Origin of the sequence: Streptomyces ortus (assembly GCF_026341275.1) — a bacterium.
GTDB classification, from domain to species: Bacteria; Actinomycetota; Actinomycetes; order Streptomycetales; family Streptomycetaceae; genus Streptomyces; species Streptomyces ortus.
The window spans coordinates 948,266-959,857 of sequence record NZ_JAIFZO010000002.1 but is presented as its reverse complement, the minus strand read 5'-3'; the positions used below and the strand labels follow the sequence as shown (position 1 = coordinate 959,857).

Annotated in this window: 6 protein-coding genes, 2 rRNA genes and 1 pseudogene; 8 read left to right on the top strand and 1 reads right to left on the bottom strand. The window is 67.5% G+C overall.

Translation table 11 applies throughout. The annotated features are described in order from the left end of the window. The first annotated feature begins 252 nt into the window (after positions 1-252). The 4 genes and pseudogenes from K3769_RS07445 to K3769_RS07430 all read left to right on the top strand — a co-directional run bounded on the left by K3769_RS07445 (position 253) and on the right by K3769_RS07430 (position 5,950). Positions 253-3,375: ribosomal RNA gene (locus tag K3769_RS07445) — 23S ribosomal RNA — on the top strand. A 135-nt stretch (positions 3,376-3,510) separates the two neighbouring features. Beyond that, positions 3,511-3,627: ribosomal RNA gene (rrf, locus tag K3769_RS07440) — 5S ribosomal RNA — on the top strand. A gap of 124 nt (positions 3,628-3,751) precedes the next feature. Beyond that, positions 3,752-4,864 (top strand): annotated as a pseudogene (locus K3769_RS41080) (hypothetical protein); the annotation flags it as partial. A gap of 324 nt (positions 4,865-5,188) precedes the next feature. After that, positions 5,189-5,950, top strand: a complete 762-nt coding sequence (locus K3769_RS07430; protein ID WP_282566475.1) for a tetratricopeptide repeat protein — start codon at positions 5,189-5,191, stop codon at positions 5,948-5,950. Between the two features lie 71 nt (positions 5,951-6,021). On the opposite strand, the gene K3769_RS07425 is transcribed toward K3769_RS07430, so the two are convergent. Beyond that, positions 6,022-7,320 carry a DUF1015 domain-containing protein gene (locus K3769_RS07425; protein ID WP_267025648.1) on the bottom strand — a complete coding sequence of 433 codons (1,299 nt, stop codon included), beginning with the start codon at positions 7,318-7,320 and terminating at the stop codon, positions 6,022-6,024. Between the two features lie 72 nt (positions 7,321-7,392). Between K3769_RS07425 and K3769_RS07420 the strand changes: the two genes are divergently transcribed. From K3769_RS07420 to K3769_RS07405, 4 genes are all read left to right on the top strand, one after another. Next, on the top strand, positions 7,393-8,421 hold the full coding sequence (locus tag K3769_RS07420; RefSeq protein ID WP_267025647.1) for an HAD hydrolase-like protein: 1,029 nt from the start codon (positions 7,393-7,395) through the stop codon (positions 8,419-8,421). Between the two features lie 140 nt (positions 8,422-8,561). Next, positions 8,562-9,602, top strand: a complete 1,041-nt coding sequence (locus tag K3769_RS07415) for a FecCD family ABC transporter permease (protein ID WP_267025646.1) — start codon at positions 8,562-8,564, stop codon at positions 9,600-9,602. Between the two features lie 65 nt (positions 9,603-9,667). Then, positions 9,668-10,729, top strand: coding sequence for a FecCD family ABC transporter permease (locus tag K3769_RS07410; protein ID WP_267031277.1), 1,062 nt, complete (start codon positions 9,668-9,670; stop codon positions 10,727-10,729). After that, positions 10,726-11,580 (top strand): ABC transporter ATP-binding protein, encoded by an 855-nt coding sequence (locus K3769_RS07405; RefSeq protein WP_267025645.1) that lies wholly within the window; start codon positions 10,726-10,728, stop codon positions 11,578-11,580. The genes K3769_RS07410 and K3769_RS07405 overlap by 4 nt, the downstream gene beginning before the upstream one ends. Positions 11,581-11,592: the final 12 nt, after the last annotated feature.

Genomic DNA, 11,592 nt, shown 5'->3' with positions numbered 1-11,592 from the left:
CGGTGCTGGTTGCTCAAGGGTGGAACGTTGATTATTCGGCACACTCAGCCTTCTTCGGCTGCAAGTACTGTCCTTCGGGGCGTGGAAAGCAGACCTGAAGGGATGAGGGTGTCGGGCACGCTGTTGGGTGTCTGAGGGTACGGACTTCAAGTCTGGATCTTCAGTGCCGGCCCCAGTGCACTCCGGAGTTTTCCGGGGGTGATGGGTGGTTGGTCGTTGTTTGAGAACTGCACAGTGGACGCGAGCATCTGTGGCCAAGTTTTTAAGGGCGCACGGTGGATGCCTTGGTACCAGGAACCGATGAAGGACGTGGGAGGCCACGATAGTCCCCGGGGAGCCGTCAACCAGGCTTTGATCCGGGGGTTTCCGAATGGGGAAACCCGGCAGTCGTCATGGGCTGTCACCCACATCTGAACACATAGGGTGTGTGGAGGGAACGCGGGGAAGTGAAACATCTCAGTACCCGCAGGAAGAGAAAACAACCGTGATTCCGGGAGTAGTGGCGAGCGAAACCGGATGAGGCCAAACCGTATGTGTGTGAGACCCGGCAGGGGTTGCGCATGCGGGGTTGTGGGATCTCTCTTTCACAGTCTGCCGGCTGTGAGGCGAGTCAGAAACCGTTGGTGTAGGCGAAGGACATGCGAAAGGTCCGGCGTAGAGGGTAAGACCCCCGTAGTCGAAACATCAACGGCTCGTTTGAGAGACACCCAAGTAGCACGGGGCCCGAGAAATCCCGTGTGAATCTGGCGGGACCACCCGCTAAGCCTAAATATTCCCTGGTGACCGATAGCGGATAGTACCGTGAGGGAATGGTGAAAAGTACCGCGGGAGCGGAGTGAAATAGTACCTGAAACCGTGTGCCTACAAGCCGTGGGAGCGTCGCGCATCAAGTTTACTTGGTGCGTCGTGACTGCGTGCCTTTTGAAGAATGAGCCTGCGAGTTTGCGGTGTGTTGCGAGGTTAACCCGTGTGGGGAAGCCGTAGCGAAAGCGAGTCCGAATAGGGCGGTATAGTAGCGCGCTCAAGACCCGAAGCGGAGTGATCTAGCCATGGGCAGGTTGAAGCGGCTGTAAGAGGTCGTGGAGGACCGAACCCACCAGGGTTGAAAACCTGGGGGATGACCTGTGGTTAGGGGTGAAAGGCCAATCAAACTCCGTGATAGCTGGTTCTCCCCGAAATGCATTTAGGTGCAGCGTCGTGTGTTTCTTGCCGGAGGTAGAGCACTGGATAGGCGATGGGCCCTACCGGGTTACTGACCTTAGCCAAACTCCGAATGCCGGTAAGTGAGAGCGCGGCAGTGAGACTGTGGGGGATAAGCTCCATGGTCGAGAGGGAAACAGCCCAGAGCATCGACTAAGGCCCCTAAGCGTACGCTAAGTGGGAAAGGATGTGGAGTCGCACAGACAACCAGGAGGTTGGCTTAGAAGCAGCCACCCTTGAAAGAGTGCGTAATAGCTCACTGGTCTAGTGATTCCGCGCCGACAATGTAGCGGGGCTCAAGCGTACCGCCGAAGTCGTGTCATTCATACACATATCCCCAACGGGAGTATGGATGGGTAGGGGAGCGTCGTGTGCCGGGTGAAGCCGCGCCGGAAGGCAGTGGTGGACGGTTCACGAGTGAGAATGCAGGCATGAGTAGCGATACACACGTGAGAAACGTGTGCGCCGATTGACTAAGGGTTCCTGGGTCAAGCTGATCTGCCCAGGGTAAGTCGGGACCTAAGGCGAGGCCGACAGGCGTAGTCGATGGATAACCGGTTGATATTCCGGTACCCGCTGTGAAGCGTCAAACATCGAACCAGGCGATGCTAAGTCCGTGAAGCCGTTCCGGACCCTTCGGGGAATGGAAAGTGGTGGAGCCGACGGACCAGACCTGTAGTAGGTGAGTGATGGGGTGACGCAGGAAGGTAGTCCAGCCCGGGCGGTGGTTGTCCCGGGGTAAGGGTGTAGGACGTGATCCAGGTAAATCCGGTTCACATAAGTCTGAGACCTGATGCCGAGCCGATTGTGGTGAAGTGGATGATCCTATGCTGTCGAGAAAAGCCTCTAGCGAGTTTCATGGCGGCCCGTACCCTAAACCGACTCAGGTGGTCAGGTAGAGAATACCGAGGCGTTCGGGTGAACTATGGTTAAGGAACTCGGCAAAATGCCCCCGTAACTTCGGGAGAAGGGGGGCCATCACTGGTGATCCGATTTACTCGGTGAGCTGGGGGTGGCCGCAGAGACCAGCGAGAAGCGACTGTTTACTAAAAACACAGGTCCGTGCGAAGCCGTAAGGCGATGTATACGGACTGACGCCTGCCCGGTGCTGGAACGTTAAGGGGACCGGTTAGTCAAACTTCGGTTTGGCGAAGCTGAGAACTTAAGCGCCAGTAAACGGCGGTGGTAACTATAACCATCCTAAGGTAGCGAAATTCCTTGTCGGGTAAGTTCCGACCTGCACGAATGGCGTAACGACTTCTCGACTGTCTCAACCATAGGCCCGGTGAAATTGCACTACGAGTAAAGATGCTCGTTTCGCGCAGCAGGACGGAAAGACCCCGGGACCTTTACTATAGTTTGATATTGGTGTTCGGTTCGGCTTGTGTAGGATAGCTGGGAGACTGTGAAGCTTGAGCGCCAGCTCGGGTGGAGTCGTCGTTGAAATACCAGTCTGGTCGTGCTGGATGTCTAACCTGGGTCCGTGATCCGGATCAGGGACAGTGTCTGATGGGTAGTTTAACTGGGGCGGTTGCCTCCTAAAGAGTAACGGAGGCGCCCAAAGGTTCCCTCAGCCTGGTTGGCAATCAGGTGTTGAGTGTAAGTGCACAAGGGAGCTTGACTGTGAGACCGACGGGTCGAGCAGGGACGAAAGTCGGGACTAGTGATCCGGCGGTGGCTTGTGGAAGCGCCGTCGCTCAACGGATAAAAGGTACCCCGGGGATAACAGGCTGATCTTCCCCAAGAGTCCATATCGACGGGATGGTTTGGCACCTCGATGTCGGCTCGTCGCATCCTGGGGCTGGAGTCGGTCCCAAGGGTTGGGCTGTTCGCCCATTAAAGCGGTACGCGAGCTGGGTTTAGAACGTCGTGAGACAGTTCGGTCCCTATCCGCTGTGCGCGTAGGAATATTGAGAAGGGCTGTCCCTAGTACGAGAGGACCGGGACGGACGAACCTCTGGTGTGCCAGTTGTCCTGCCAAGGGCATGGCTGGTTGGCTACGTTCGGGAGGGATAACCGCTGAAAGCATCTAAGCGGGAAGCCTGCTTCGAGATGAGTATTCCCACCAACTTGATTGGTTAAGGCTCCCAGTAGACGACTGGGTTGATAGGCCGGATGTGGAAGCCCTGTAAGGGGTGGAGCTGACCGGTACTAATAGGCCGAGGGCTTGTCCTCAGTTGCTCGCGTCCACTGTGTAGTTCCCAGACAACGAACGGTTGTGCTGGCTGAACAGTTCCACTAGTCAATTAAATAGTGTGCTAGTTCGCTGCCCGTTCACAGCTCTGCCTCTGGCGGAGTGTCTGAAAGGGTTTCGGTGGTCATAGCGTGAGGGAAACGCCCGGTTACATTCCGAACCCGGAAGCTAAGCCTTACAGCGCCGATGGTACTGCAGGGGGGACCCTGTGGGAGAGTAGGACGCCGCCGAACAATCTTTGAGGACCTCTGGTCCCAGCGACTCGCTGGGACCAGAGGTCCTTTTTTGTTTTCCCGAAGCGCGCCGGGTACCCGGCTGCGCGAGAATGACTTGCGGTACCGATGACAGGAGTCACCCATGTCCACCAACTCTCCCGACGAGCGACCGGAGCGCGATCAGCGACGCCGGGACAGTGGTGACCGCGGCGGCTACCGCGGAGGCCCGAGCCGCGACAACGACCGCGGTGGGGCCGGCAGGCGTGACGACAACCGGGGCGGCGGTGCCCGCCCGCCCTTCCGTCGCGATGACCGGCGTGACGACCGCCGTGATGATCGCCGTGACGACAACCGCGGTGGCGGTGATCGTGGTGGTTTCCGGCGTGACGACAACCGCAGCAGTGGTGGAGGCCGTCCTCCGTTCCGCCGCGACGACCGGCCCGGTGGGCCGAGCCGTGACGACCGTGACCGCGGTGCCCCGCGCCGTGACGGCGACCGTCCGGCCTTCCGCCGGGACGACCGTCGTGATGATCGCCGTGACGACAACCGCGGTGGCGGTGACCGTGGCGGTTTCCGGCGTGACGACAACCGCAGCGGTGGGAGTCGTCCCCCGTTCCGTCGCGACGACGAGCGTGGTGCCCCGCGCCGCGACAACGACCGTCCGCCCTTCCGCCGCGATGACCGGCGCGACGACAACCGCGGTGGCGGTGACCGTGGCGGTTTCCGTCGCGATGACAACCGCGGGGGAGGCGACCGCGGTGGCTTCCGTGGGCGCGACGACCGCAGTGGTGGCGGTGACCGCGGGGGCTTCCGTCGCGACGACAACCGTGGGGGCGATCGTCCGGCGTTCCGTCGCGACGACGACCGAGGTGCCCCGCGCCGCGACAGTGACCGCCCGTCCTTCCGCCGCGATGATCGACGTGACGACAACCGGGGCGGTGGCGACCGCCCGTCCTTCCGGCGTGATGACGACCGCGGTGGCTTCCGTGGACGCGACGACCGCCGCGATGACCGTGACCGCGGTGCCCCGCGCCGCGACAGTGACCGCCCGTCCTTCCGCCGCGATGACCGGCGTGACGATCGCCGAGACGACCGCCGTGACGACAATCGGGGTGGCGGTGACCGTGGTGGTTTCCGGCGCGACGACAACCGTGGTGGTGGCGACCGTCCGTCCTTCCGGCGTGATGACGACCGTGGCGGCTTCCGTGGACGCGACGACCGCCGCGACGACCGCCCGGCCTTCCGGCGTGACGACCGTCGTGATGACCGCCGTGACGACAACCGTGGTGGCGGCGACCGTCCGGCGTTCCGTCGTGACGACAATCGCGGCGGTGGCGACCGCGGCGGATTCCGTGGCCGTGACGACCGGGGCGGGCGCGACGACCGCGGGCGTGGCGGACCCCGCCGCGACGACAGCCGTGGCCGTCCCGGCGGTGGCTTCCGTGGGCGCGACGACCGTGGCGGCGGCGGTGGCCGCTTCCGTGACGAGCGGGACCGCGATCGCGAGCCGATCAAGCGGCTGCCGATCCCTGACGACATCACGGGCGAGGAGATCGACAAGGACGTGCGGCAGGAGCTCATGAGCCTGCCCAAGGGACTCGCCGAGGACGTCTCCAGGAACCTGGTCATGGTGGCGCGGCTCATCGACGAGGACCCCGAGGGCGCGTACAACTACTCCAGGATCGCGCTGCGGCTCGCCTCACGCGTCGCCGCCGTGCGGGAGGCGGCCGGCTTCGCCGCGTACGCGAACCAGAAGTACAGCGAGGCGCTCGCCGAGTTCAGGGCCGCCCGCCGGATGACCGGCAACGTGGACCTGTGGCCCGTCATGGCGGACTGCGAGCGGGGCATGGGGCGCCCCGAGAAGGCGCTCGACATGGCCGGAGCGCCCGAGGTGCAGAAGCTCGACAAGGCCGGACAGGTCGAGATGCGGCTCGTGGCGGCCGGTGCGCGGCGCGACATGGACCAGCTCGAAGCGGCCATCGTCACCCTGCAGAGCCCCGAGCTGGCGTCCCACTCCGTCCAGCCCTGGACCGCGCGGCTGCGTTACGCGTACGCCGACGCGCTGCTCGCCGCCGGGCGGACGGGCGAGGCCCGTGAGTGGTTCGCCAAGGCCGTCGAGTCCGACAAGGACGGCAGCACGGACGCCTCCGACCGCCTCGCGGAACTCGACGGCGTCGAGTTCGTGGACGCGCTCGTCGACGACGAGAACGACACAGAGGCCGGACCCGAGGACGCAGCCGAGGACGACGTAGAGGCCCCCGAGCCCGGCAGCGACAGTCACATTGACAGCGACAGCGACAGCGACAGTGACGGCGACGTCAAGGGCGACCGGTCGGACTGAGTCGGCGCGTAGGAACACGGTAGGAACACGCGGGCGGGATTCCCTCGGGGAGTCCCGCCCGTTCGTGTTTTCTAGGGGGGATCCGTGTCGGAGAGGGCGCGCAGCACCAGGCCCGACGCCGGCTTCGGGCCGAAGGACGTCGACTTGCGGGGCATCGTGACGCCCTGGCTCGCCAGCTCGCGTACGACCTCCTCGCGGACCGGGTGCATCAGGACGGCCGTACCGCCGTCGCGCTCCGCCTTGGCGACCGTGGCGGCCGTGTCGTGGATGTACGCGATGTGCTCCGGGACGTCCGGGATCCGCCAGACGTGGTCGAGGAGCGTGGCGTGCAGGACCGTCGCGTCGAGGGTGCGCCAGGCCTCCGGCGGGTCCGGTGGAACCGTACGGGCGAGGAGGTCGGGGGAAGGGCGGTCGACGAGGTGGAAGGCTCCGTCGCCCGCAAGGAGGAAGGCGTTTCCCTCGGCGGTCGCTACGGAGAGGGCCGACAGAGCCGAGGAGAGGGAGCCCTCGACCCGGCGTACGCGGAACGAGCCGTCCAGGGCCGCGAGGGCTTCCGGCACCGGGAGGCGGTGCAGCAGACGGTGGATCGCGCGGACGCGCAGAGGGTGGCGCGCGGTGTCCACCAGGAGGACCAGGCCGTAGTCCCAGGGGCTGGGGGACGGGTGCTCCGCGCGTACCCGCAGGTAGGTCGCCCAGCGGTGGTGGCCGTCCGCGATGAGCGCTTGGCGGTGGGCCAGGTCCGCGTGGATCTCGGTGAGGTCGGCGGGGTCGGTGACGGCCCACAGATGATGGCTGAAGCCGTCCTCCGTGGTGGTGGACAGCAGGGGCGGGTGTTTCGCGGTGCGTTCGATGACGGCCGTCGTACCGGACGCGCCGTCGCCCCGGTAGGTCAGCAACAGGGGTTCGAGGTTCGCGGAGGTGGCCCGCATGAGGGCCGCACGGTCCGCGACCACGTGCGGCATGACGTCCTCGTGCGGCAGCACCACGCCCTCCGACGGCTCCGACAGCCGCAGGGCGCCGATGACGCCCCGCTGGAACATGCCTTCGTCGTCCCGCTGCTCGTAGACGTACAGAGCCGGCCGGGCGTCGGTTCTCAGGACGCCCTCGGACACCCATCGGTGCAGGGTGTCGGCCGCCTGTTCGTTGCGGATGCTCGGGGTGGGGGCCTGCGGCAGGATCAGACGGACGATGTTGTGCGGGTCCGCCGACTCCAGATGGTGCAGGCCGTCGGGCCGTACGACCACGTCGTACGGCGGGGATGTGACGGCGGACAGGCTGCCGACCCGGTCGGGGTCGTAGCGCAGGCCCCGGAACGGGGTGAGGTCGAGACCCACGCGTGCCGGTACGTCCGCGGTACCTGCCGTGTTCATTGATGCATCGTAAGTGTGTCAGTGCCATGAGCGATGATCGGGGGAAAGAGACCGAACGAGGAGCGATGCGTAATGAGCCAGACCGCCAGGACGCGGCCCGAGGGCAGTGACACGGCCCTGAGCCAGGCGTACGACACGGCGCTGCTCGACCTGGACGGCGTGGTGTACGCGGGTGGCAACGCGATCGCGCACGCGGTGGAGTCGCTCGGCACGGCCCACAAGGGCGGGATGCGCCTCGCGTACGTCACGAACAACGCGCTGCGCACGCCCGACCATGTCGCGGAGCACCTCACCGAGCTGGGCATGGCGACCGAGGCGTCGGACGTCATCACCTCGGCCCAGGCCGTGGCCCGCCTGATGAGCGAGCAGCTGCCCCAGGGCGCGCGCGTGCTGGTGGTCGGCGGGGAGGGACTGCGGGTCGCGCTGCGCGAGCGCGGTCTGGAGCCGGTCGAGTCGGCCGACGACGACCCGGCGGCCGTCGTGCAGGGATTCGGCGGCCCCGACCTGCCGTGGGGGCGCTTCGCCGAGGCCTGCTACGCCATCGCGCGCGGGGTGCCGTGGTTCGCGTCCAACACCGATCTGACGATCCCCGGCGCCCGCGGCATCGCCCCGGGCAACGGCGCGGCCGTGGAGGTCGTCCGGATCGCCACGGGTGCCGAGCCGCAGGTGGCGGGCAAGCCGCTGCCCCCGATGCACCGGGAGACGATCCTGCGGACCGGGGCGAAGCGACCGCTGGTGGTCGGGGACCGGCTCGACACGGACATCGAGGGCGCGTTCAACGGCGAGGTGGATTCGCTGCTCGTACTGACCGGGGTGACCGACGGTGCGCAGCTCCTCGCCGCGCCGCCGCAGCACCGGCCGACCTATGTGGACGCCGATCTGCGGGGCATGCTGACCGGGCAGCCCGAGGTGGTCGAGGACGGTGACGGCTTCCGGTGCGGGGGTTACACGGCCACGGCGGGCGGCGAGAGGCTGGAACTGGACGGTGAGGGCGAGCCCATGGACGGGCTGAGGGCGCTGTGTGCCGCGGCCTGGACGGCGGGCGGCGACGCGGCGTGCGAGCTGGACGGGGGCAAGGCGCTGGCCCGGCTGGGGCTCTGAGGGGCGCGCACAGGCACGTACGGCCCGCGCAAGGACATGCCGACCCGCGCAAGCCCGCACCGGCCCGCTCGGGCTTGTCTGGCCTGATCACCGGGACCGCCGAGCGAAGCGCCACCGCAAGTTAGGTTAACCTAACTGCCGTGTTGGTCGACAGTCCCCCCGAACAGAGCGCGACCGCCCCCGCGCCCCCCAGGCGCCGGGCGGTCCGAGCCGCCGGGCTTCTCCTGTCCCTCGTCGTGCTGGCGCTCGTCGCCGTGGCGAGCATCGCCATCGGCGCGAAAGAGCTGTCCCCGGAGCAGGTGTGGCACGGCCTGTTCGCGGACTCCGGTACGTACGGCGACGTCGTGGTGGGGGAGCGGCTGTCGCGTACGGTCCTCGGGCTGCTCGTCGGCGCCGCGCTCGGGCTCGCCGGAGCCGTGCTCCAGGCGCTCACCCGCAACCCGCTCGCCGACCCCGGGCTGCTCGGCATCAACGCGGGCGCGTCCGCCGCGGTCGTCACGGCGATCACCTTCTTCGGCGTCACCTCGCTGAACGGCTACGTGTGGTTCGCCTTCGCGGGCGCGGCGCTGGTCGGAGTGCTCGTGTTCTTCCTCGGCGGCGGCCGGGGCGCGACGCCGGTGCGGCTCGCCCTCGCCGGCACCGCGATCAGCGCCGCGCTCTACGGCTATCTCCAGGCCGTGATGATCACGGACGAGGCGGCGCTCGGCAAGATGCGCTTCTGGACGGTCGGTTCGCTGGCCTCGGCGACCGGCGACATCATCTGGCAGGTGCTGCCGTTCCTCGCGGCCGGTACGGTCCTGGCGCTGGCCCTCGCCCGGCCGCTGAACGCCATGGCCATGGGCGACGACACCGCCCGCGCCCTCGGCGCGCATCTGAGCCGCACCCGCGCGCTGTCCATGGCCGCCGCCACCGTGCTGTGCGGGGCCGCGACCGCCGCCTGCGGGCCGATCGTCTTCGTGGGGCTGATGGTCCCGCACGTCGTGCGGTCCTTCACCGGCCCCGACCTGCGCTGGATCCTGCCGTACGCCACCGTGCTGTCGCCGGTGCTGCTGCTCGGCGCCGACGTGATCGGCCGCGTCGTGGCGCGGCCCGCGGAACTCCAGGTCGGCATCGTCACCGCGATCCTCGGCGGCCCGGTCTTCATCTTTCTCGTACGACGGCGGAGGACGGCACAGCTGTGAAGGCCCCACGCAACCAGACCGCCACCGAGCCCGAAACCGCGACCGAGGCCGCCACCGAGCACGGGATCACGCCGGCGGCCCCCGCCCGGGTCTTCCGCGGCCGTACGGTCCGTACCGTCGGCGGGCTGTCGGTCCGTGTCGACGTCCGCGCGTTCACGGTCGTCGCCCTCCTCCTGGTGGCCGCGCTCACCGCGAGCGTCGTGCTCATCGGCACCGGCGACTTCCCGATCTCCCCCGGCGACGTCGTCCGGACGCTGCTCGGCGACGGAGACGCGGGCCAGGAGTTCATCGTCAACGAGCTGCGGCTGCCTCGGGTCCTGGTAGGGCTCCTGGTCGGCGCCTCGCTCGGACTCGGCGGCGCGCTCTTCCAGGCCATCTCCCGCAACCCGCTGGGCAGTCCGGACGTGCTCGGCCTCGGGCAGGGCTCGACGGCGGGCGCGCTCGTGATGATCGTGCTGTTCTCCGGCACCGCCAGGCAGGTCACCGTCGGGGCGCTGATCGGCGGTCTGGTGACCGGATTCGCCATCTATCTGCTCGCCTGGAAGCGGGGCGTGCACGGATACCGGCTGGTCCTGGTCGGTATCGGGGTCTCCGCGATCGTCACGGCCGTCAACGGCTATCTGATCACCAAGGCCGACCTGGTCGACGCGGCCCGCGCGGTCGTCTGGATGACCGGCTCCCTCGACGGCCGCGACTGGGAGCAGGTCCGGCCCCTGCTCGGCCTGTGCGCCGTGCTCGTCCCGCTGGTCCTCGGCAACGCGCGCGCCCTGCGCATGCTGGAGATGGGCGACGACGTGGCGTACGCGCTCGGTGTGCGCGTGGAGCGGACGCGGCTGCTCCTGATGGTCGCCGCCGTGCTGCTCACCGCGTCGGCCACCGCCGCCGCGGGCCCGGTCGGCTTCGTCGCGCTGACCGCGCCGCAGCTCGCACGGCGCCTGACCCGCTCACCGGGACCCAATCTGGTGCCCGCGATGTGCATGGGCGCCACGCTCCTGGTCGTCGCGGACTGGGCCTCCCAGCGGCTCTTCGGGGCCGACCAGCTGCCCGTCGGCGTGGTGACCGGAATCCTCGGCGGCGTCTATCTCCTGTGGCTCCTGGTCACGGAGCGGAAGGCGGGCCGGATATGAACAACCTGAGGAGCACTGTGAACCGCCTGTCCGCCGAGGATGTCACCCTCGCCTATGACCAGCGCGTCATCGCCGAGCGGTTGTCGGTCGAGATACCGGACAACTCGTTCACGGTGATCGTCGGCCCCAACGCCTGCGGCAAGTCCACGCTGCTGCGCGCGCTGTCCCGCATGCTGAAGCCGCGCCAGGGCCGGGTGCTGCTCGACGGCCACGCCATCCAGTCGATGCCCGCGAAGAAGGTGGCGAGGACGCTCGGACTGCTCCCGCAGTCGTCGGTCGCGCCCGACGGGATCACCGTCGGCGACCTCGTGGGGCGTGGCCGCTACCCGCACCAGGGGCTGCTGCGCCAGTGGTCCGCCGACGACGAGCGGATCGTCCGCGAGTCCATGGCCTCCACCGGTGTCGCCGAACTGGCCGACCGGTATGTCGACGAACTCTCCGGAGGGCAGCGGCAGCGCGTGTGGATCGCCATGGCGCTCGCCCAGCAGACCCCGCTGCTGCTGCTCGACGAGCCGACCACCTTCCTCGACATCCAGCACCAGATCGACGTACTCGACCTGTGTGCCGAACTCCACGAGGAGCAGGGCCGCACCCTGGTGGCCGTACTGCACGACCTCAACCACGCCGCCCGCTACGCCACCCATCTGATCGCGCTGCGCGACGGTGCGGTGATCGCGGAGGGGGCCCCGGCGGACATCGTCACGGCGGAACTGGTCGAGGAGGTCTTCGGACTGCGCTGCCAGGTCATCGACGACCCGGAGACGGGTACGCCGCTGGTGGTGCCGGCCGCGCGGAAGGCCCGTACGGCCGTCGCGCCTGTTGACGCGCCCGTCGCTGTGAGCAAGCGCTGACGGGGCCGGGGG

What these genes read in the sequence shown, in the direction of transcription:
- K3769_RS07430 (WP_282566475.1), top strand. Translation starts at nt 5,189, where the DNA reads ATGAGCCTGCCCAAGGGACTCGCCGAGGACGTCTCCAGGAACCTGGTC.
- K3769_RS07425 (WP_267025648.1), bottom strand. Translation starts at nt 7,320, where the DNA reads ATGAACACGGCAGGTACCGCGGACGTACCGGCACGCGTGGGTCTCGAC.
- K3769_RS07405 (WP_267025645.1), top strand. Translation starts at nt 10,726, where the DNA reads ATGAACAACCTGAGGAGCACTGTGAACCGCCTGTCCGCCGAGGATGTC.
- K3769_RS07420 (WP_267025647.1), top strand. Translation starts at nt 7,393, where the DNA reads ATGAGCCAGACCGCCAGGACGCGGCCCGAGGGCAGTGACACGGCCCTG.